Origin of the sequence: Sphingomonas epibiotica, assembly GCF_039615155.1 — a bacterium.
In the GTDB taxonomy this organism is placed as follows: domain Bacteria; phylum Pseudomonadota; class Alphaproteobacteria; order Sphingomonadales; family Sphingomonadaceae; genus Sphingomonas.
This window is the reverse complement of the sequence record NZ_JBDGHY010000007.1, coordinates 42,102-65,145: the sequence shown is the minus strand read 5'-3', so window position 1 is coordinate 65,145 and position 23,044 is coordinate 42,102. Positions and strand designations below refer to the sequence as shown.

13 protein-coding genes are annotated in these 23,044 nt (G+C 67.0%); 3 read left to right on the top strand and 10 right to left on the bottom strand.

Annotated features, from left to right (window positions below):
• Positions 1 to 14 precede the first annotated feature (14 nt).
• Positions 15 to 2,387: a beta-L-arabinofuranosidase domain-containing protein gene (locus AAIO73_RS14520; protein WP_345878921.1), complete on the bottom strand. Its 2,373-nt coding sequence runs from the start codon at positions 2,385 to 2,387 to the stop codon at positions 15 to 17.
• 29 nt (positions 2,388 to 2,416) lie between these two features.
• On the opposite strand from AAIO73_RS14520, the gene AAIO73_RS14515 reads away from it, so the two are divergent.
• A complete protein-coding gene (locus AAIO73_RS14515; protein ID WP_345878920.1) occupies positions 2,417 to 5,131 on the top strand; it encodes a DUF5695 domain-containing protein in 2,715 nt (904 codons plus the stop codon).
• Between the two features lie 197 nt (positions 5,132 to 5,328).
• On the opposite strand, the gene AAIO73_RS14510 is transcribed toward AAIO73_RS14515, so the two are convergent.
• The 8 genes from AAIO73_RS14510 to AAIO73_RS14475 all read right to left on the bottom strand — a co-directional run bounded on the left by AAIO73_RS14510 (position 5,329) and on the right by AAIO73_RS14475 (position 18,017).
• The gene (locus AAIO73_RS14510; RefSeq protein ID WP_345878919.1) at positions 5,329 to 8,442 is read right to left on the bottom strand and encodes a glycoside hydrolase family 2 TIM barrel-domain containing protein; all 3,114 of its coding nucleotides are present in this window, start codon (positions 8,440 to 8,442) and stop codon (positions 5,329 to 5,331) included.
• A 61-nt stretch (positions 8,443 to 8,503) separates the two neighbouring features.
• Positions 8,504 to 11,452, bottom strand: coding sequence for a TonB-dependent receptor domain-containing protein (locus AAIO73_RS14505; protein WP_345878918.1), 2,949 nt, complete (start codon positions 11,450 to 11,452; stop codon positions 8,504 to 8,506).
• A 189-nt stretch (positions 11,453 to 11,641) separates the two neighbouring features.
• A complete protein-coding gene (locus AAIO73_RS14500; protein WP_345878917.1) occupies positions 11,642 to 12,304 on the bottom strand; it encodes a GntR family transcriptional regulator in 663 nt (220 codons plus the stop codon).
• Between the two features lie 76 nt (positions 12,305 to 12,380).
• Positions 12,381 to 13,604 (bottom strand): NAD(P)/FAD-dependent oxidoreductase, encoded by a 1,224-nt coding sequence (locus AAIO73_RS14495; RefSeq protein WP_345878916.1) that lies wholly within the window; start codon positions 13,602 to 13,604, stop codon positions 12,381 to 12,383.
• Positions 13,601 to 15,016, bottom strand: coding sequence for an amino acid permease (locus tag AAIO73_RS14490; RefSeq protein ID WP_345878915.1), 1,416 nt, complete (start codon positions 15,014 to 15,016; stop codon positions 13,601 to 13,603). The genes AAIO73_RS14495 and AAIO73_RS14490 overlap by 4 nt, the downstream gene beginning before the upstream one ends.
• A 30-nt stretch (positions 15,017 to 15,046) precedes the next feature.
• Positions 15,047 to 16,042, bottom strand: coding sequence for a 4-hydroxyproline epimerase (locus AAIO73_RS14485; RefSeq protein WP_345878914.1), 996 nt, complete (start codon positions 16,040 to 16,042; stop codon positions 15,047 to 15,049).
• Positions 16,042 to 16,977 (bottom strand): dihydrodipicolinate synthase family protein, encoded by a 936-nt coding sequence (locus AAIO73_RS14480; protein WP_345878913.1) that lies wholly within the window; start codon positions 16,975 to 16,977, stop codon positions 16,042 to 16,044. Before AAIO73_RS14480 ends, AAIO73_RS14485 begins: the two co-directional genes overlap by 1 nt.
• A 293-nt stretch (positions 16,978 to 17,270) precedes the next feature.
• Positions 17,271 to 18,017: an arylesterase gene (locus AAIO73_RS14475; RefSeq protein ID WP_526023810.1), complete on the bottom strand. Its 747-nt coding sequence runs from the start codon at positions 18,015 to 18,017 to the stop codon at positions 17,271 to 17,273.
• Positions 18,018 to 18,032: 15 nt separating this feature from the next.
• Here AAIO73_RS14475 and AAIO73_RS14470 point away from each other — a divergent pair, with 15 nt between their 5' ends.
• Positions 18,033 to 18,728, top strand: coding sequence for an ABC transporter ATP-binding protein (locus AAIO73_RS14470; protein WP_345878912.1), 696 nt, complete (start codon positions 18,033 to 18,035; stop codon positions 18,726 to 18,728).
• A 148-nt stretch (positions 18,729 to 18,876) separates the two neighbouring features.
• Positions 18,877 to 21,369 carry an ABC transporter permease gene (locus tag AAIO73_RS14465; protein ID WP_345878911.1) on the top strand — a complete coding sequence of 831 codons (2,493 nt, stop codon included), beginning with the start codon at positions 18,877 to 18,879 and terminating at the stop codon, positions 21,367 to 21,369.
• Between the two features lie 74 nt (positions 21,370 to 21,443).
• On the opposite strand, the gene AAIO73_RS14460 is transcribed toward AAIO73_RS14465, so the two are convergent.
• Positions 21,444 to 22,874: a DEAD/DEAH box helicase gene (locus AAIO73_RS14460; protein WP_345878910.1), complete on the bottom strand. Its 1,431-nt coding sequence runs from the start codon at positions 22,872 to 22,874 to the stop codon at positions 21,444 to 21,446.
• Positions 22,875 to 23,044 lie beyond the last annotated feature (170 nt).

Sequence of the window (23,044 nt, the reverse complement as noted above, 5' to 3'; positions counted from 1 at the left end):
CACCTGCGCGTCGCTCACGCGACCGCGCCCGGCTTGGCGGTGAACAGCCGCACGCCGAACACCGGTCCTGCGCTGTTCTTATCATGCGGCACGAAGCGTACCTTCACCTGCCGCTTGCTGCGGGTCAGCGGCTCGGGCACCGGATAGTCGACATCGAAGAACGCGCCCGGCCGGTCGGCGTCGAGCGTCTGGGTCGCGATCCGCTGGTTGTCGATCAATATGTCGAAGCTGCGCTTGCGCTCGTCACCCCAATAGGTCGCCTGCAGCACCAGCGGCCCCGGCTTCACCGCCATGGTGAATTCGAAGAAGCCGCCGCTGCGCGCGTCGCGGCCGTTGCGACCGCGATAGACCACTGGATAGGATATGTCCGACGTCAGCGCATGATCGCGCTCGGGCTGCATCTCGCCCAGATGCATCACGTCGACCGACCGCGCCGCCAAATCCTTTTGCCGCGCCTGTTCGGCAAGGAACGCGGCTTCCTCGACCTGCCACTGCGCATCGGTGAACCGCTTGAAATACACCGCCGATCGCCGGTCATATTGCCGGTAGAAGGGTACGAAATTCAGGTCGCCCGGCCGGATCAGCCCGCGCGTCGCATATTGCGCCTCTTCCGGGGCGACCACTGCGAAACCGGCGAGCAAATCGTCGCCGACCATTGACGGGTCGGGCTTGTCCCATTCGCCATCGGCGCGGCCCAGATCGCCCGCCAGCACCAGCGGTCCGCGCAGCACCGCGATCGTCTGCGCATCGCCCGGCGTCGCCTCGATCCGCAGGTCGAGCGGCAAGCGGATCGTCACCCGGTCCCCCGCCTGCCACCGCCGCGTGACGATCGCATAGCCGCCAGCCGACGCCGCATCGACCGGCTTGCCATTGACCAGCACCTCGCGCCCCTTCGCCCAGCCGGGCACCCGCAGCGCGACCGGAAAGCGTCCGGGCTTGCCGAGCATCGCAAAGGTCAGCGTCGCCGCACCGTCGAACGGATAGGCGGTCTCCAGCCCCAGAGTCGCGTCGCGCGCCGTCCAGGTCGCGTCGGCGGGGATGTAGAGGTTGACAATCAACATGTCGTCGCCGGTCCAGAAGATGCTCTCGCCATGTTTGGCATGGCTTTCCATGCCGGTGCCGACGCAGCACCAGAATTCCTCGCCATCGCGCGCCGAATAGTCGCGCTTCGCCCCGGTCATCAGCGGCGTCATGTAGCTGAAACCGCCGTTCACCGGCTCCTGCTGCGCCATCACATGGTTGAGATGCGCGCGTTCGTAGAAGTCGAACAACGCCCCGTCAGGCTGCCACCCGTACAAATGCCGGGTCAGCTTGAGCATGTTGTAGGTGTTGCAATGCTCGCAGGTCTGTTCGGTGATGTGCTGTGCGATCGTGTCCGGCGCGCTGAAATATTCGCGGTCGGCATTGCCGCCGATCACATAGCTGTGATGCCGCGTCACCTGTTCCCAGAAGAAGCGCGCGGCGGTCGCCGGCTCGGCCTTGCCGGTGATCTCGTGAAGCCGCGCCAGCCCGATCAGCTTGGGCACCTGCGTATTCGCGTGGAAATTGGCAAGCTGGTCGCGCTTCTGCGTCAGCGGATCAAGGTTGCGCTTGTCGTAGATCCGCTCGGCCAGCCGCAGCCAGCGCGGATCGCCGGTCCGCACGTGCAGTTCGGCGAAACTCTCGTTCAGCCCGCCATATTCGCAGGCCAGCATCACCTGCACCTGATCGTCGCTGAGCGCGGCGAACACCCGGTCGATATAGCCGCCCAGCGCCACCGCGATCGCCATCGCCTGTTCGTTCGGGCCGATATGGTCGATGACGTCGAACAACCCGGTATAAAGCTTGTGCCAATTGTAATAGGGCACCCAGCAACCGTTCAGATCGAACCCGGCCGATCGAATGTCGCCGCGCATGATCTCCGGGAAGATCTCCTTCCCGTCGACGACCGTCCCGTCCTTGCGCTTGCGGGTGAAGCCCGCGACATAGCCGTCGCCCTGCGCCGCCTGACACCGCGCCAGTTCGCCGATGATATAGGTCGCGCGCGTGACGCAGTCGGTGCAACCGGTCTGGGCATGGGTCAGCGCCAGCCCCGACAGATAATGGCCCAGCGTATGGCCTGCGATCGTGTCACTTTCCCACCCGCCATAGACCGGCGCCTTGGGCGCGAAGCCGGCGAACTTGTGGAAATTGTGCAGCAGCCGGTCGGCCGACAGCCGCAACAGGTAGGCGCGGTTGACCTCTACCGCGCGGGCATAGTCGGACGGGCGCAGCCGTACCGTCGACAGCGGAAACGGCTTGGCCATCGCCGGCATTGCCGCCATGGTGCGCGCCGCCACTGGTAGCGCGAATACCGGCAACGTCGCGGACGACATCAGGAACGCGCGACGACCAACCAGCATTTCCATCTCCCGATAATATCGTATACGATAGGGCAATGACGATTGGAGTCAACCGATTGGTCGAGGTGAGAGGCAGCGTGATGCGGCAATGGGCAGTTTATCTGAGCGGCGCGTTCCTTGGTACCGGGGCGATGCTTCCGGCCGCTGCGCCCGCCCCCGTCCGGCATGGCGTCGGCGACCTGACGGTCACGCTCGACCCTGCCAGCCAGACGCTGCTGCACCTGTCGCCGCGCGCCGAACCGGGGTTCGACTTCGCCCCCGGTGATCGTGCGCAGCAACGGCAGGGCGACGGCTTCGTCCAGTTCGGCGACCTGCATCTGCGGCTGCGCACGGCGGGTGGCGCATGGCGCGATTTCTCCTCGGCACGGCACCGCGTCGCGGTCCGCGCCTTGCCGCCCGGCGGTACCGTGATCGCGCGCGCCGACATGACCGCAACGATGGGCGACCGCCTGCCGCTGACCGTCGAGCGGACGTGGCTGCGCGACCGGGGCGCGCTCGTGCTGCGCTTTACGCTGCGCAACCGGGGCACGACCCCGGTCGAGATCGGCGCGCTCGGCATGCCGATGGTGTTCGACAACATCATCACCGACCGCACGCTGGAGGCGGCGCATGCCAGGGCCAGTTTCGTCGATCCCTATATCGGCAACGATGCCGGTTATCTTCAGGTCACGCGGCTGAACGGCAAGGGGCCGGCGCTGCTGGTCCTGCCCGACGGCCGGTCGCCGCTCGAACAATATCGCATCCTGCACGATGCCAAGCGCGCGCCGGCCGGGGATATTTTCACCGATCGTACCCCGCGCCAGCAGACGTTCGAGGGCTTCTACGACTGGATGGTCGCCAGCGGTGGCATGGTCGATGCCGGACAGCCATGGAACCCGGCCACCGGCTTCACGCTTGCGCCGGGCGGGTCGCGCAGCATCGGCGTCCGCCTCGTCACCGCGCCCTCGATCCGCGCGATCGAGGGGAAACTATTTGCCGAACGCCGCCCGTTGGCCATTGGGCTACCGGGCTACGTCGTTCCGACCGACAGCCCCGCCGACCTGTTCGTCCGCACGCCGCAAGCCGTGCGACAGGTGACGGTCACCCCCGCGGACGCGCTGACGCTGACCAGGGTCGCCGGCCCACGCGGCTGGCACCGCTGGCGGGTTACCGGCACCGGCTGGGGCCGGGCGCGCGTCGCCATCACCTATGCCGATGGCAGCGTACAGAGCGTCCATTATTACGTCACCAAGCCGCTGGCCGAAGTGTCGGCCGATCTCGGCCGGTTCGCGACCACGCGCCAATGGTTTGACGACGCCCGCGACCCGTTCCGCCGCGCCCCCGCCATCCTGACCTATGATCGCGACGAGAACCGCATCGTTACGCAGGATCAGCGCGCCTGGATCGCGGGGATGAGCGACGAGGGCGGCGCCGGCGCATGGGTCGCGGCGATGATGAAGCAACTCGACCATCCCGACGCTGGCGAGGTCGCGAAGCTCGAGCGCATGGTCGACGAAACCGTGCTCGGCAAGTTGCAGGTGCCAAGCGGCGGCGTGAAGAAAAGCCTGTTCTATTACGATCCCAAGGCGTTCCCCGACGCTTACGACCAGCGCATCGACTGGTCGACCTGGGCATCGTGGGACCGCATACAAGCCGACGATCTCGGCCGGTCGTACAATTATCCGCACGTGGCGATCGGGCATTGGGTGCTGTACCGGCTGGCGCGGCATCATGCCGGGCTGGTCACGCGCCACGACTGGCGCTTCTACCTCGACCATGCCTATCGCACGACGATCGCGATGCTGCGCGACGCGCCGCATTATGCGCAGTTCGGGCAGATGGAGGGCGAGGTGTTCCTCGACATCCTCGCCGACCTGCGGCGCGAGGGGATGACGACCGAGGCCGACGATATCGAACGCCGGATGCGCGCGCGGGCCGACCATTGGCGCACCCTCGCCTATCCATTCGGCAGCGAGATGGCATGGGATTCGACCGGCCAGCCCGAAGTCTATGCATGGATGCGGTATTTCGGCCATGCGAAGGAGGCGGCGGTCACCCGTGAGGTCATCCTCGGCTACGACCCGACCGTTCCGCACTGGGGCTATAACGGCAATGCGCGGCGCTACTGGGACTTTCTCTACGGCGGGAAGGTCAAGCGGATCGAGCGGCAGCTGCACCATTACGGGTCGGCGTTGAACGCGGTCCCGCTGTTCGATGCCTATCGCCGCAATCCGGCCGACCTGCACCTGCTGCGCGTCGCCTATGGCGGGTTCATGGGCGGGATCACCAATGTCGATCGCGACGGCTTCGCCTCCGCCGCCTTCCATTCCGAACCCGACATGATGCGCTGGGACGCGTATAGCGGCGATTACGGCATGGGATATTTCGGCCATGCCTATGCCGCCGCGACCTATCTGGTCCATGATGCGACCTTCGGCTGGCTAGGGTTCGGCGGCATCGTGCGCGACACGCCCGACGCGATCACCATCGAACCGCGCGACGGGGCGCGTACCCGCCTGTTCGTCGCGCCCGCCGGTCAGTGGATCACGCTGGCCGCCGGCACGATCGCGCGCGCCCGCTGGCTGCCGGCGACGCGCCGCATCGAACTGACGCTCGACCCGGCCAGCGCGACGACGCCTAACGCGCATCTGTCGGTCGAGGCACCGGCGGGCGGGGCCGCCTATCGTGCCGATCGCGGCACGACCGAACGCGGCTTCACGACGATCCCGTTGGCGGCGACGCCGACGGTGGTCACGCTGACGCCGCGTTAGGCACCTTCGCTCGCCGGGAGAGGGAGACGCAAGCTTGGAGCATGATGACAATAGGCAGAACCGTTCGTGCTGAGTAGGGGCTGAGCGAAGCCGAAGACCCGTATCGAAGCACCTGCCCCAAACGGTCCTTCGATACGCCATTTCGACAAGCGCAATGGCTACTCAGGACGAGCGGGTCTGACTCATGTCATCATGCTTTAGCGCGCAGGCGGCGCTCCCAGCGCAAAGGTCCATTCGATCGGTGCCAGCGGCACGCGGTAGCGCATGTGCGGGCGGCCATCGCTGCTCCACCCGGTATCGCCGCCGACCCCGCTCTGCGCGACATCGATCAGCAGCGTGCCGTCGCCATGCGGGCGGATGTCGCTGCTATGCGCCTTGGCCGGCGGCTTCTCCATCAGGTCGGCATAGGGAAAGGGCAGCGCGTTGATCGCGAGCGGCCGGTCGCCGGTCACGCGCACCCCCGTGCCGCCGGCACCGGTCAGGTCGATCCAGCGCACGTCCTGCTTGGTCCCCGATTCCTGCGGCCGGGCATAGCCATGATATTGATCGGCCAGCATGCCCGCATAGTCGCCGACCAGCGCCGCGGTCTTGCGATCGGCATAGCTTTCCCACGGCCCGCGCCCGTACCAGCGGATGCGGTCGAGCGTCGGCGGCGTGCGGAACCGCATGCCGATGCGCGGCGGATCGGGCAGGTCGTCGCGCAACGGCACGAACCGTACCGCCGCCCGCACCGTACCGGCCGCATCCATCGTCCAGCGGGTGGTCACCTTGACCGATCCCACGCCCATATCGTGGGTCACGACGATCGCGTCGCCATCGACCGCGATCGCATCCAGCCGCCGGTTGTTGCTGAACTGCTCCCACATGCGGTGGGTCTTGGTCATGCCGGTGCCGATGTCGTTGTCGGTCGGCGCGCGCCAGAAATCGGGGCTGCCGCCGCTCAGCACCGTCGTGCCGCCGCGCGCATAGCGCCGCACCAGCCCGCTTGCCCGATCGATCTCCAGCACCGCATCGCCCGCCGCCAGCCGCAACACGTCGCCGCCATCGACCGGCGTGGCACGTCCCTGCGGGGCGGCCAACGCGCGCGGCGGCGACAGCGCGAATTGTTCGTAGCCGACGACATGTCCCGCCGCGACCAGCGGGATCGCCCCCGCCTTTGCCCGCGCGCGCAGCACCAGCATCCGCTCCGCTCCCGTATCTCGCACCGGCGGCAGTGTCAGCGCCAGCGGCGCGCGCTGCCCCGCCGCCACCGCCGGCATGGCCACGCGCCCGCTCGCCACCGCCCGCCCGTCCTCGAGCACCGCATAGTCGAGCGTGAAGCGCGACAGGTCGATATGGTCGTGGCGGTTCAGTACCGCATAGCCATCGCCGTCGCGTTCGAACGCGATCGGCGCATAGACCTTGGCCATCTCGTAATATTCGGGATCGGGCGTCCGGTCCGACCGGATCACCCCGTCGCCGACCGGACTGTCGTCGCCGTCGGGCACGAAGTCGCGCCCCTGCGCCCAATAGTCGCGCCCCGCCGCATCCTTGCGGATGATCGTCTGGTCGACCCAGTCCCATACGAACCCGCCCTGCAATTTCGGGTATCGGCGGATGACGTCCCAATACTCCTGAAAATTGCCGAGGCTGTTGCCCATCGCATGGGCATATTCGCACAGGATCAGCGGCTGGGTGAATTCGGGCCGCTCGGCATAGTCGACCATCTTTTCGACATCGTCGTACATCGGCGCGAAGATATCGACATAGCTATTGGTCGGGTGCCGCCACCCGCTCATGCTGTGGCCGAGGAAGCTGACCAGCCGCGTCGTATCGCGTGCCTTCACCCACCGCGCCGCCGCCTCGAAACTGCTGCCGACGCCGGTCTCGTTGCCCAGCGACCAGAAGAGGATCGAGGGATGGTTCTTGTCGCGCTCGACCATCCGTTCGACCCGGTCGAGATGCGCCGCCTTCCATTCGGGCTTGTAGCCGAGCAGCGTATGTTCGGGATCGCCATTCTGCTGCGCCTGCGACAGATAGCCGTGGCTCTCGATATTCGCCTCGTCCATCACGTACAGCCCGACCTGATCGGCCAGTTCATAAAGGCGCGGATCGTTTGGATAGTGCGAGGTGCGCACCGCGTTGACGTTCGCCGCCTTCATCAATTCCAGATCGCGGCGCAGCGTCGCTTCGGACACGATGCGGAAGCTGTGCGGGTCATGCTCGTGCCGGTTGACGCCGCGGATCATGATCCGCCGGCCGTTGACGCGGACCTCGCCCCCGTCGATCGCGACGGTGCGGAAACCGATCCGCCGGCTGGTCGCCTCGACCACGCGGCCCTTCGCATCGAGCAGTTCGACCAGCAGCGTATAGAGCTCGGGAGTCTCCGCGCTCCACGCGCGCACTGCCGGGATGTCGCCCGTCAGGCGGACGGTGCGCGCGGCATCCGGCCCCCCTTCGCGCGTCAACAACACCCGCGCGCCGTCGAGCAGGCTGGCGCGCACCCGCATGCCGTTCGCCGCCCCCGCCACCGCGACGTTCAGCGCCAGCGTCCCGTCGCGATACCCGTTCGACAGGCCGGCGCGCACATCGATATCGCGCAGATGCGTCGGCGGCGCGGCATAGAGCGTGACGCTGCGCTCGATCCCGTTGACCCGCCAGAAATCCTGATCTTCCAGATAGCTGCCATCGGCATAGCGATATAGCTCGATCGCGACCGTGTTGCGCCCCGGGCGCATCGCCGCCGTCACGTCGAACTCGGCGGGCAGCTTCGAATCCTCGGAATAGCCGATGCGCTGCCCGTTCACCCACAGATAATAGGCCGCCCCCGCCGCACCGATCGTCAGCAGCATCCGCCGCCCGGCGAAATGCGCGGGCACCGTCACCTCGCGACGATACGACCCGACCTCGTTCAGCCGATGGTCGATCCACGGCTGGTTCATCGGGAAGGGATATCCCGAACCGACGAACACCGGTGTCCCCTGCCCCTCGGCCTGCAGGATGCCCGGCACCGCGACGCTGCCCCAGCCGCTGACGTCATAATCGGGCCGCTCGAACCCGACCGGCCGCGCCTCCGGGGTCGGCGACCGGTGAAAGCGCCACTGACCATCAAGCGACAGATGATAGCGCGACCGCGCCGGATCGTCGCGCAGCGCCAGCGCCCGCGTCTCATACCCGTCGAAGGTCGCATGCATCGGCTCGGCGCCGATGCGGATCACTTCCGGCCGCTCCCATTCGGCGGGCACCGCCGTCCCGGCCGCAGGGGTCTGTGCCGTCGCCGTCGCGATCGCCAGCGTGGACACCAACACGGCAAGTGCCACGCGACCGATCATTGCCTCTTCTCCGTTGCCGGACGGCCGACACCCATCGGATGCCGGCCGCCGCTATCCTTCGTCAGAATTCTGCCGACAGTCCGACGAAGAAGGTCCGCCCATTGGCGTCGTACACGCCCGGATAGGTGTTGCCGTTGCCGAACGACGCCAGCACGCCCTGCGCGATCGCCGGCGGATCGCGGTCGAGCAGGTTGTTGACGCCGATGCGCAGTGACACGTCCTTCATCACCGAAGCGCTTGCCGCAAGGTCGAAATAATTGGCGACCGGGAGGCGCGAATTCACGACATAGGTCGACCCTTGCAGGAACGGATCGCTGGTGTTGAACGACAGGCTGGCCGGGCCGATGTAGCGCCAGTTCAGCGAGATCGAGCCCTTGTCGTCGCTCGACGTCCAGGTGAAGCGAGCCTGGTGTCGCCATTCGGGGCTGGGCTGGCCGCAGGTGCCGCCGAACAGCCCCTTGCAGTCATAGGAACCCAGACCCGGCAGCGGTTCGGTGGTCAGATCGCGCAGCCATGTGCCGACCATGTCGACGCTGAATCCGCCAATGGCCGTATCCACGCCGTAGCTGACGCCCAGATCGAGGCCGCTGGTGGCGAGCGACCCGGTGTTCTGCGTCGTCGACGTCACGAAGCCCGCGGTCGTCGCATCGCCGCCGAACAACACGCCGTTACGCGGATTGCGGTTGAACAGCGAACAGAAGAACGGATCGCCGGTCGAAATGCAGTGGCTGATCGTCAGCGTGACCGGGATCACGCCGATATAGTTCTTCACCTTGATGTTGAAGTAATCGATCGACAGCATCAGCCGCTTGGCGAAGCGCGGGGTCAGCACCAGCCCGGCGGTATAGGTGTCCGCCTCTTCCGGGCGCAGCGCCGGATTGCCGCCGAAGAAGCCGGTGCACTGCTCGCTCGGGCATTCGATGATGTTGCCATATTGCGCGGCGGTGACGCCGGTATTCTGGCACTGCTGCAACGTCGCCGCCGGGCTGGCGCCGGAGCAGGGGTCCTGCGTCGTCACGTTGCCCGGGCTCTGCGCGCCGAACAGTTCGGAAATGTTGGGCGCACGGATAGCGCGGTTGTATCCGCCGCGCAGGCGCATATCGCGCGTCGGGGCCCACGCGATTTCGCCCTTGTAGGTCGAGATCCCGTCGCTGTTGGTGCTGTACTTCGAGAAACGATAGCCGCCGGTCAGCGACAATTCCTTGAAGAAAGGCCGTTCCTCGACGATCGGGACGCGGATTTCGGTGAACCCTTCGGTCACGTTGAACCCGCCTTCGATCTCCTTCGTCCCCTTGGCGATCGCCAGCGCATCGGCCCGGAATTCCAGGCTCTCCCGACGATGCTCGACACCGAAGACCGCGCCGATTCCGCTGTCTGCCCAGGGTAGCTTCACGCCATATTCGGCGCCATCGACGGTCAGCGTGCCCGACAGGACCGTTTCCTTGTCCAGCCCCTCGGTGCTGGTCGGAGCATAGACATAGTTCAGCGCCGCTGCGGTCGGCCCGCCGAACTGGAAGACGTTGAGCGGAACACAGGTCGGGTCCGACCCGTCGATCACCGACCGGCAGGTCGGCACGCCATTGACCAGATCGACCTTCAGCGCGCGGTTGGCGCGTTGCGGGTCGATATCGTTCTGATAGGTTTCGTTGAAGATGACCGTCGAGAACAGGGCGTTGGCGTCGTAGCGGATACCGGGCGCCAGTTCGCCGCGGAAGCCGCCGGTGACGCGATAGTCGGTATGGCGCAGGTCGTCGCGGCGCGGCTGGGCCGGCGCGGCGACCGGGCGATAGCCGATATAGACGTCCTGATTGACGTTGGTGCCTGCCGCCGCCGCACCGCACAGCAAGGTCGCCTGCTGCGCGCTCATCAACGGGTTGTTGCAGTTGATCGAATAGGGATAGCCCTGGAACAGTGCCGATGGCGCGATCTGCGAATTGGTGCGATCGTCCATGAACATGAAGCTGCCATAGATTTCGACTGCCGGATTGACCTCATATTTCGCGAACGCACCGGCGGTGAAGCGGGTATCGTTGCGCTGGAAATAGTTGAGCGGCGCGTAATTGTAGCGGAAGCTGGGGTTGTACTGGACCCACGTCTTCTCGCCATCCTTGGTGTTGTTGTACCCGCCGGCGGCAATGCCCGAGCGCAGCGGCACGAACCGGCCATATTGGTTGTTCGACGATCCGCCGCAGGTCAGCGAGGTCGCGGCCGATGGCGTGCCCGAGAACACGGGGTCGAGCGCGCAGGCCGACACGTCGCGATTATATTGCAGGATCGGTTTCACGTCGCGATAGCCGAAATAGGCGGTGACGTTGCCACGATCCTCGGCGAAATTAGCGCCCAGCGCGATGTTCGCATCGAAGCGCTGGCCGTCGATCGGGGTGCGCAGCGCCGGGCTGAATCCGGCCCCGACCACGCGCGCGCGATTGACGGCATTGTCGTTATGGTGCGCCGAAAACCCGTATTGCACGTCGGTCTTCACGCCGTTCAGATTGTCGCGCAGCACGAAGTTGATGACGCCCGACACCGCGTCCGACCCGTAGACCGCGGACGCGCCGCCGGTTACGACGTCGACCCGCTGCACCATGAACGACGGGATGAAGTTCAGGTCGGTCGCCTGGATCGGCAGCAGACGCTGCCCGTTGACCAGCACGAGGTTGCGGTTGCTGCCGAGGTTGCGGAGGTTGACGCGGGCGGTGCCGTCCGATCCGTTCGACACGTTCTCATTCGCGTCGGGCGTGATCTGCGGCAGGCGATTGAGCACGCTTTCGATATTGGTCGCGCCCTGCAGGCGGATTTCCTCGGCACCTACCGTCGTGATCGGGCTGTTGCTGGCCACGCCCGGCTGGGCAAGGCGCGTGCCGGTGACGGTGATGGTTTCCCCTTCATCCGCGCTCGCGTCGCTGACCACCGGTCCATCGGTCGTCCCCTGCGCCACCGCCGGAACGGCACAACCTAGCACCAGCGCAGTCATCGCACCGGATGCCAGCAATTTCGTCATCTGTCGCATCGTCACCCCCCGTTGTTATCGGTGGGAACATACACACCCAGAACGATTCATCAAATATATTATACGATGTACACGTATGATAATTGCGGTGACGCGTCGGCGGCTATGCTTTCGATGCAGAAATTGCCTGTTTCGGTATGGTTTGGTTGTGCCGCGGGTAGGTGCCTTATGCAGGCCGCCAGCGACGCTTCAGATCGTCGGCACGTCCGCTTCGAACTGGCCGCGCAGGTCGAGCACCGTCTGCTCGATATGTGCATACATCGCATTGCGCACCGCGGCGGCATCGCGCGCCAACCAGCGGTCGAGCAGATGGGCATGTTCGTCGTTCGCGCGCTGGTCACGGCCCAGCGGTTCGAGATGCTTGCGCACGTAACGCTCGCCCAGAACGTGCAGCCGCTCCAGCATCGTCGTCGTGATCGGCTGGCGCGACGGGCGCAGCAGCGCGAGGTGAAAGGCGCGATTGAACGCGCCGACACCGTCGCCATGCGCGTTGGTCGCCGCGTCGAGCCGGGCCAGCGTCCGCGTCGCCGTCTCGCGCTCGGCGTCGGTCGCGCGCGTCGCCGCCGCCGCGGCTACGTCGGGCTCCAGCCGCAGGCGTAAGGCATAAACTTCCTCCGCCTCGGCGATCGTCAACTCGCGCACGAAATAGCCGTGATTGGCGCGCGAGCGCAGCAGCCCTTCCTGCTCCAGCCGGGTCAGCGCCTCGCGCAGCGGAATCTTGCTGACCCCCAGTTCGGCGGCCAGCGCATCTTGGCGGATCGCGCGGTCCTGCTCGACGGTACCGGCAAGGATGCGGTCGCGGACCAGATCGACGAGCTGGTCGGACAGGTTGCGGATGATGATGCCGGTCATGCAATGCGCCTTTCCCGGTCGGAAGATGCTGGGTGCGGACCTTTAGCTTGGGGGCAGCGGGCCACGCAATCGCGCCTCATGCGAAACGTCGCAGATCGAACGGGGTCAGGTCGACCGCCGGTTTCTCGCCCTGCAACAGCGCCGCCAGCGCCTCGCCGGTCGTCGCCGATAGCGTCAAGCCTAAATGCTGGTGGCCAAAGGCGTAGGCGACCGCCCCCTGCCGCCCGATCGCGGGTAGATAGTCGGGCAGCGTCGGGCGCGCGCCCATCCATGGTTCGACCGGTTCGCCAAGCGGCAGGCCGAGGCCGGCGACATGCTCGCGCAACCGCGACCATTTCCGCCCGTCGGGCGGGGTGTCGATGCGGGCGAATTCGACGATGCTCGCCGCGCGCAGCCGGTCGGCGAAGCGCGTGACGATCATCGAGCGATCCTCGAACACCACCGGTGGCAGGTCGGCGGGCCAATCGCCCGGATCGCCCTCGACATGATAGCCGCGCTCGGCGATCAGCGGCGCCTTCAGACCCAGCGGCGCGACCAGCGCGGCCGAGGCGGCGCCGGCGGCGATCACCGCAGCATCGGCAGCGTGGATCGTCCCGTCATCCAGCGTCACTTGTCCGTCGCGCCCCACTACGCGCACCCGGCCATGGACGAACCGCCCGCCCCGATCGAGGAACCGGGCGGTCAGCGCCGCACCCAGCGCGGTCGGATCGGTGATCTGCCCGCTGCCCTCGAACCGCACCGCACCGGCGATCGGTACGCGGGTCAGCGTCGCCAGCTGGGCAAGTTCCGCGTCGGTCGCGTCGCGCACGGTGGCGGTGCCGGTGTCGGCCGCCAGCCAAACCGCCCGCCCGCGTGCGGCGGTCGCGGGCGTCTCCCACACCACGAAATGTCCGTCGACGCGCAGCAGGTCGGACGCGTCCGCTTCCGCCAGTACCCGTCGCCATGCCGGAATCGCCGTGGCGAGCAAGGCCGACAGCGCCGCCTTGCCCCGCCGGAACCGTGCCGGCCGCGCCGCCGCCAGCATCCGGAGCGCGAAGGGCAGCCATGCCCCGATTGCGCCCGGCGGCAACGCCAGCGCACCGCCCCGCGAAAACAGCCGTTGCGGCACGCTGCGGATCGTCGCCAGCGAGGCGAGCGGCTCGACCTGCTCGACCGCGATATGCCCGGCATTGCCCCATGACGCGCCGCGCCACGGCGCATCGGGGGCGACGATCGTCACCTGCGTGCCGCGCCGCTGCAACGCCAGCGCGACGTTCAGCCCGACCACGCCATCGCCGATAACGATCGCGCGCTCGATCATCCGCGCGTTCGCACCAGGCTGCGCGTGCGACCGTAGGCAAGGTAGAACAGCACGCCGACCACGTTCCACAGCCCGAAGCGCACCAGCGTCTGCGTCGGCAGGCTGACCATCAGGTACAGGCAGCCAAGGATCGCCAGCGTCCCGACGACGAACGGCGCCGGGCAACGGAATACGCGCTTCAGCTCTGGCGCCCGCTTGCGCAGCACCATCATGCACGTCGCCACCGCGATGAACGCCAACAGCGTGCCGGCATTGGCCAGTTCGGCGATCTCATCGAGCCGAAAGAAGCCGGCCACCGCCGCCACGAATACGCCGGTCACCATCGTCACCAGCGCGGGCGAACCGGTGCGCGCCGACACCCGGCTTAGGCCGCGCGGCAGCAACCCGTCGCGCGACATCACGAAGAAGATGCGGCTTTGCCCATACATCATCACGAGGATGACCGAAGGCAGCGCAATCAGCGCCGCCAGCCCGATCGCCCATGCGGCAAAGGGATGCTGGAGCGTGCGCAGCACATAGGCCAGCGGCTCGGCCGAGCGGCCGAGATCGATATAGCTGACCGCGCCGATCGCGGCGACCGCGACGCCCATATAGATGGCGGTACACGCCGCCATCGATCCGACGATCCCGATCGTCAGGTCACGCCCCGGGTTGCGCGCTTCCTCTGCCGAGGTCGCGACCGCATCGAAGCCATAAAAGGCGAAGAACACGATCGCCGCCGCCGCCATCACCCCGCGAGTCGCCCCGCCCTGCACCTGGCTGCCAAAGCCGTACGGCATGAACGGTTCGAAATTGCCGCCGTTGAACGCCGGCAGCGCAAAGGCGACGAACACCGCCAGCGCGACCATCTTGATCGCGACCAGCACGATGTTGAACGTCGCACTCTCCCGCGTCCCCGCGACCAGCATGCCGGCAATGCCCAGCGCCACCAGCACCGCCGGCAGGTTCACGATCCCGCCACCATGCGGCCCCGACAACAGCATCGCCGGCAGCTGCACGCCCGCGCTCTGCAGCCACCCGACCAGATAGGCCGACCAGCCGACCGCGACCGTCGAACAGGCGAGCGAATATTCGAGGATCAGGCTCCACCCGACGATCCACGCAATGCCTTCGCCGATCACCGAATAGCTATAGGTGTACGCGCTGCCCGCGGTCGGGATCAGCGTCGCCATCTCGGCATAGGCCAGCGCCGCGCAGGCGCACACCGCACCCGCGATCGCGAAGGACAGGATCACCGCCGGCCCGGCGCGGTCCGCACCGACCCCGGTCAGCGTATAGATGCCGGTCCCGACGATCGCGCCGATGCCCAGCGCAATCAGATGCGGCCAGCTGAGCGTCTTGCGCAATTTGCGATCCGGTTCCGCATCGCCTGCGTCGAGGGGCTTCAGCGGCCCCCATATCCCTCGTGCCAAGCCCCGCTCCCCTTTGTTATCTGTTCTGCGTCACACCACCGTGAAGCCGGCGAAGAACGGGTCCTCGCGATCGATCCAGATCGTGTTGAAACCCGTCGCGATCGCCGACCCCTCGATCGACGGCACGATCGCCGGCTGGTCGCCGATCATCGTCTCCGCCTCGACCCGTCCGACGAAGCGGCTGCCGATATAGCTTTCATGCACGAAGCGGTCGCCGACCCGCAACCGTCCGGTCGCCGCGAGATGCGCCAGCCGCGCCGAGGTGCCGGTCCCGCACGGGCTGCGGTCGATCGCGCGCTCGCCATAAAATACCGCGTTGCGTCCGTCCGCGCCCTCGCCCTTCGGCTTGTCGGCCCACAGCACATGGCTGACGCCGCGGATCGTCGGCTCGGTCGGATGGACCGGTTCATAGACCGCGCGCACCATTTCACGGATCGTCCGGCTCAATTCGACGATGCGCGCCGCGCCCAGATCGTCGAGACCGGTATAGGCGCCCTGCGGCTCGATGATCGCGTAGTAATTGCCGCCATAGGCGACGTCGATCGACAGCGGCCCGAAGCCCGGCACGTCGATCTCCAGCCCCTGCTTCGCCAAATAGGCGGGCACGTTGCGAATCTTCACCGAACGAACACGGTCCGCTTCCGCGACATAGTCGATGTCGATCACCCCGGCGGGCACCTCGACACGCAGCCGCCCCGGCTCGCGCGGGGTAATCAAACCGTGTTCCAGCCCGAAGGTTATCATGCCGATCGTGCCATGGCCGCACATCGGCAGGCACCCGGACGTCTCGATGAACAGGATCGCTGCATCCGCATTGCCGCATGGCGGGTACAGGAACCCGCCCGACATCATGTCGTGCCCGCGCGGCTCGAAGCACAGCCCGGTACGGATCCAGTCAAAGCGTGCCAGGAAATCCTGCCGCCGCTCCGCCATGCTGGCACCCCGCAACAGCGGCGCGCCCCCGGCCACCAGACGGACGGGATTGCCCGCCGTGTGGCCGTCGATGCAGAAGAAGGTGTGGCGCATCAGGCGGCGAGAGCCTCCTTGAGCACCGGCCGCGTCGCCGCGCACTTCTCGACCATCGCGATCACCTCTGCCCGGCGCGCGCCTTCCAGCGGCAGGCGCGGCAGGCGGACGCGCTCGGACCCGCGCCCCATGATCTCTTCGGCCAGCTTGATCGACTGGACCAGATCATGCTCGGCGTCGAGGTGGAGCAGCGGCATGAACCAGCGATAGATGCGCCGCGCCTCTTCCCAGTCGCCGCGGTCGACCGCCGCGATCAGCGCAACCGATTCCTGCGGAAAGGCGCTGGTCAACCCCGACACCCAGCCGCTGGCACCCAACAACATGCCCTCCAGCGCGACATCGTCCAGCCCGGCCATCACGATATAGCGGTCGCCGAAGCGGTTGATGACGTCGGTGAAGCGGCGCGGATCGGGCGCGCTTTCCTTTACCGCCACGATGTTCTTCACCGGCTCCAGCAGTTCCAGCGTGTTGAAGTCGACCGACACGCGATACGCGGGCGGGTTGTTGTAGAGCATGATCGGCAGCCCGGTCGCTTCCGCAACGGTGCGGAAATGCGTCGCCAGTTCGTTGGGCGTGGGCACATAGACCATCGCCGGCAACAGCATCAGCGCGTCGACGCCGATCGCCTCGACTTCCTTCGCGAACGCCGCCGCCCGCCGCGTCGTGAATTCCGACACGCCGCATACCAGCGGCACGCGCCCGCCGACCGCCTCGACACCGGCGCGCAGCACGGCGTGCTTTTCCTCGACGTCGAGCGAATTATTCTCGCCACAGGTGCCGAGCAGGATCAGCCCGTCGACACCGTCCTCGACCAGCGCTACCAATCCACGCTGCGTCGCGTCGATATCGACCGAACCATCCGCCGCGAACTGCGTCGTCGCTGCGGGATAGACGCCCGTCCACATGCTCGAACCAGAAACCACATCTTCCTCCATGATCGCGACGCATCGTATACGATATTAGGAGGGGACTGCCAACTGAAATCGGGAGGGTGGTTTGCAGGGACGATCGGACGTCTGAACGCTCATGCCCACCACTCTCGGATTGTGATGACCACAGCTAGAACCGTTCGTGCTGCGTAGGGGCTGAGCTTGCCGAAGACCCGTATCGAAGCACCTTCGGCGCGGGTCCTTCGATACGCCATTTCGACAAGCTCAATGACTACTCAGGACGAACGGGCCAGGCTTATGTGATCAATCTCTATCGACCGTGGAGACGTCCGCTCCCCTCACCCCGCCGGCTCGATCGCCCGCAGCCGCCCGGCCACCACCGGCCCCAGCCGGGCCACGATCCGGTCGACCCCCTGCGCGTTCGGGTGGATGCCATCGGGCAACATCAACGCCCGATTGCCGATCACTCCGGCCAGGATGAACGGATCGAGCGTCGCATCATAGCGCTTGGCCATGTCGGGCCAGATCCGGTTGAACGCCGCAGCATAGTCCGGCCCCAGATTGGGCGGCACCATCATGCCGGTCAGCACCACCGGAATGCCGCGCTTCTGCAACTCGTCTAGCATCGCGACGAAGTTGGCCCGCGTTTCGGCCGGCGGAATCTGCCGCAGCACGTCGTTGCCGCCCAGTCCCAGCAGCACGAGGTCCGGCTTCCGATCAAGATTGTCGAGCGTATAGACCAGCCGCTGCCGCCCCGCCGCGCTGGTATCGCCCGAAATGCCGGCATTCACGACCCGCGCATTGATCCCGTCCGCGCGCAACGCATCCTGCAGATCGTCGGGCAGGCTGTCGCCGCGCGCGAGGCCATAGCCGGCATACAGGCTGTCCCCGAACGCCAGCACCAGCCGTTCCGGCCCCGCCACCGGCGCCTGGCTACCGACCGGCGCCGGCGTCGCGTCGGCGGCGACGTTCACCGGGGTCGCGTCATTGGCTTCCGACAAATCGGGCTGGTTGCATCCCGACAGCAGCAACGCGCCTTGGAGAATGGCGAACGCGCCCGCATATGTGGGTCCCTGCTTCGTCACTGGCGAAAACACTCCATGCAATCCGTTTCGAACGATATGGTCATCGACGCGCGCGGTGTCACCCTGACGCTCGGCGAAGGCGACGCCGCGACCCGCATCCTGCACGGCATCGACCTCGCCGTCCCCGCCGGGACCAGCGTTGCGCTCTTGGGCGCATCGGGATCGGGCAAGTCGTCGTTGATGGCGGTGCTGTCCGGGCTGGAGCGCGCCAGCGGCGGACAGGTCCATGTCGCCGGGGCCGACTTCGGCGCGATGGGTGAGGACGATCTGGCCCGCGCGCGGCGCGGCCGGATCGGTATCGTGCTACAGGCTTTCCACCTGCTGCCGACCATGACCGCGCTCGAAAATGTCGCGGTGCCGATGGAACTGGCCGGGGTCGCCGACGCCTTTGCGCGGGCCGAGGCCGAACTGGCATCGGTCGGCCTCGGCCATCGCCTTCACCATTATCCGACGCAGTTGTCGGGCGGCGAGCAACAGCGCGTCGCCATCGCCCGCGCGCTGGCCGGACGCCCGGCCTTGGTCTTTGCCGACGAACCGACCGGCAATCTCGACCGCGCAACCGGCCATGCGATCATGGACCTGCTGTTCGAACGCCGCGTCGCCACGCAGGCGACATTGCTGGTCATCACCCACGATCCCGCACTCGCCGAACGCTGCGACCGGGTGGTCGAACTCGCTGACGGTCGCATCGCACGGGATACGGGACGATGAGACGACCGCCCTCCCGTACCCCGGCGAAGGCCGGGGCCCAGTTGGGGGACGGCAGCAACCTACCGGCAAGCCTTCGCAACTGGACCCCGGCCTCCGCCGGGGTACGGCACGAGCTTGGCCGGCGGCACGACGATCGCGGAGCCATCGCATGACCGACTGGCGCCTCGCGTGGAAGTTCGCACGCCGCGAACTCGATGCCCGCTTCCGCGGTCTCCGGCTGCTGCTGGTCTGTCTGATCCTCGGCGTCGGCGCGCTGGCCGCGATCGGCAGTCTCACCCAGTCGATCACCGCCGAGCTATCTGCCCGTGGCCGCAGCCTTTTAGGCGGCGATCTCGAACTTTCGGTGTCGCAGCGGACCGCCAGCGATGCCGAGCGCCGGTCGATGGAAAAACTGGGCCGGGTGTCGGAAACGCTGCGGATGCAGTCGATGGGTGTCAACTTCGACGGGGAAACGGCCCCGATCGAACTGAAAGCGGTCGACCGCGTCTATCCGCTCTACGGCACGCTGACCCTGCAAACCGGCGGCGCCCGCCCGCTATCGCCCGCCGAAACCTATGTCGGCCCCGCGCTGGTCGAACGGCTGAAACTGCGTGTCGGCGGTCCGGTCCGCTTCGGCACCGCGCGCTTCACGGTCGCCGGGATCATCGCCGACGAACCCGACCGGCTGAGCGAAGGTTTTACTTTAGGTGCAGTGGCTTTGGTCTCGCTGGACGGGTTACAGCGCACCGGGCTTATCGCGCCCGGCAGCCTCTACGAAAGCAAATACCGCGTCGCCAGCCGCCATGATCCGGCACAGGCGATCACGGCGTTCACCGACCGCTATCCGGCACAGGGCTGGGACAGCCGCACCCGCGACCGCGCTTCGCCCGGCGCCGAACGCTTCTTGACGCGGATGGGCGAGTTTCTGGTGCTGGTCGGCCTGACCGCCTTGGTTATTGCCGGCATCGGCGTCGGCAACGGCGTGTCGTCCTACCTCGCCACCCGCCGGTCGAGCATCGCCACGCTCAAGGTATTGGGGGCCACCTCTGCCCTGATCGCGCGCGTCTATCTGCTTCAGATCACGACTGTTTCTGCGATCGGTATCGCCATCGGCCTCGCGATCGGCGTCGCTGCCGTGCCACTGATCGTTGCGGTCGCGGGCGATGTCCTGCCGGTTGCACCCCGCTTCGCCATCCAGCCCCTGCCGCTGCTACAGGCCGCCGCCTACGGCCTGCTGATCGCGCTCGCCTTCGCCGCCCCGCCGTTGTTGGCGGCAGGCGCAGTCCCCGCCGCCGGACTATTGCGCGGTGTCCATGACGGCCGCAGACCTCCGCGCTGGAAGGCGGCGGCATGGATGGGCGCGGCGTTCGCGGGCATCATCACGCTGGTCCTGATCACCAGCGAACGCCCATGGTTCGGCGCGGCCTTTCTGGCGGCAGCGGCCGGACTTCTCCTTGTTTTATCGATACTTGGCTGGTCTATCCGCTGGGCGGCCGCGCGCCTGCCCCGCCCCCGCCGGCCCCTGTTGCGCCTCGCGGTCAGCGCGCTCCACCGCCCCGGCGCCCGCACCGGCGCACTGGTCGTGGCGTTGGGGCTCGGCCTGACCCTGTTCGTGCTGCTGGCAACGATCCGCACCAGCCTCGATGCCAACATCGCGAAGACCGTCCCGGCCCGCGCCCCCGCGCTCTTCGCGCTCGACGTGCCCCCGGCGCAGGAATCCTCGTTCCGTGCAACTATCGCCAACTTCCAGCCCGACGCCGATATCCAGACCGTGCCGCTGATGCGCGGCACGATCACCGCCTATGGCACCACCCGCGTCGCCGATCTGAAGACGATCCCCGAAGGCGCATGGGCGCTGCGCGGCGAACGCGGCCTGACCTTCGCCTCCATCCTGCCGCCCGGCAGCGAACTGGTCGCGGGTCGATGGTGGCCTGCGGACTATGCCGGCAAACCGCTGGTATCGGTCGACGAACGAATGGCGCAGGCGCTGAACCTCAAGCTCGGCGACCCGCTGACGATCAGCGTCGCCGGACAGGAACGCACCGCGACGATCGCCTCGTTCCGCAAGATCGAATGGGACAATATGGGCTTTAATTTCGTGATGGTGTTCAGCCCCAACGCCCTGTCCGACGTGCCGCACAACCTTGCCGCCACCATCACCATGCCCCCCGGCCGCGAACGCGCCGTCCTGCGCGCACTGTCGGCGCGCTTTCCCTCGACCTCGGTCGTCGAGGTGCGCGAGGTGATCGGGCAAGTCCGTGACATCGTGTCGCAAATGGCCACCGCCATCGCGGCGGCAGCGGGCATCGCGATCCTTGCCGGCATCGCCGTGCTGATCGGCGCGATCGCCGCTGCGCGCGAGACGCGGACCTATGATTCGGTCATTCTGAAGACGCTCGGCGCCACACGCGGCCAGATTCTGGCGGCACAGGCGCTCGAATATCTGCTGCTCGCCGCGATCCTCGCCGCGCTGGCGGCGGCGATCGGCATCGCCGGCGGCTGGTATGTCGTGGTCGAACTCTTCGCGTTCGACTGGCTGCCCGACTATCGCGCGATCGGCCTGACGCTCGCGACCGGGGTTGGGGTCACCGTCGGCATCGGCCTGCTCGGCGCCTTGCCTATCCTGAGCGCAAGACCGGCCAGAGCATTGCGCGAACTGTAAAAATCCTCCCCGGCACAAGGAGGATTTATAAAAAAGGCCCGGCAGTTTCGAACTGCCGGGCCCTTCTTGCCTGCTTACGCCGTAGCGCGGGGAGCGCCGCCGCCGCCACGGCCACGACCGCCGCGACCACGACCGCCGCCACCCGGACGACCGCCGCCACCGGCACCGGCTTCACGCTGCGGCGGACGGCCACCGCCCTGCCCTTCGCCGCGCTGCGACTGACCGCCCCGCGCCGGACCGCCACGACCCTGCGCGGGCTTAGCGCCATGAGCATGAGTCGCACGCGGACGCGCCGGACCGCGCTCGCTCGGGCTACGCTCTGGCCGGTCGGGGGCGTAGGGCGCACGGCTCGCCTTGATCTGCGCGCTCTGCTGCAGGAAATCGTCAGGCAGCGGCACGACCTCGACCTTCTGCTTGGTCAGCCGCTCGATTCCTTTCAGGAACGGCCGCTCATCGTCCGCGCAGAAGCTGAACGCCACGCCCGAAGCACCCGCACGCGCGGTGCGGCCGATGCGGTGGACATATTGTTCCGACACGTTGGGCAGTTCGAAGTTCACGACATGGCTGACCCCCGACACGTCGATGCCGCGCGCGGCGATGTCGGTCGCGACCAGGATCGGCACCGTGCCGTCACGGAACGCCGCCAGCGCCTTCTCACGCTGCGGCTGCGACTTGTTGCCATGGATTGCGTTCGATGCAATGCCGTTCGCCGCCAGCAGCTTCACGACGCGATCCGCGCCATGCTTGGTGCGGGTGAACACCAGCGCCCGGTCGATCTTGGTATTGCGGAAGAACAACGTCAGCAGCGTCTGCTTCTCGGTCTGCTGGACGAAGGTGACGAATTGTTCGACGCGCTCGGCGGTCGACGACACCGGCGTCACCTGCACGGTCGCAGGATCGGTCAGATACTTGTCGGCGAGTTCACGAATGTCCTTCGGCATCGTCGCCGAGAAGAACAGCGTCTGGCGCGACTTGGGCACCATCGACACGATGCGGCGCAGCGCATGGATAAAGCCGAGGTCGAGCATCTGGTCGGCTTCGTCGAGCACGAGGATCTCGAGCTCGCCGAGCCCCAGGCACTTCTGGTCGATCAGGTCGAGCAGCCGGCCCGGCGTTGCCACGAGGATGTCGACACCCGACGCCACGTCGCGGATGTTGCGCGCGACCGGCACGCCGCCGAACACGGTGGCGACGGTCAGCTTGCTGTGCTTGGCATAGGCGCGGGCATTGTCGGCGATCTGGCTGACCAGTTCGCGCGTCGGCGCCAGCACCAGCATCCGGCAGCGCATCGGGCGGCGGCGGACATTCGCCTTCACCAGCAGGTCGATCGACGGGAGCACGAAGGCGGCGGTCTTGCCGGTGCCGGTCTGGGCGATGCCCAGCAGGTCGCGCCCTTCGAGGACGAGCGGGATCGCGTCGCGCTGGATCGGGGTGGGGGTTTCGTAATTCTTGGCGGCAAGCGCGTCGAGGATCGACTTCGACAGGCCAAGCGACTGGAAGGACATGGTAGTTCCTATAAACAGGTCCGGCATCCGTGCGGCGCACACGATGGGCGCACGGATGGCGGGGCAAAAAATTGCGACCCGCGTGACTAGGGAAGCCGGTTCAGCATCGACGCGGAGCCGAGACCATCAAGGTCCGATCACGCTGCCTAAAGAAGCGTCGCTGCACCGCG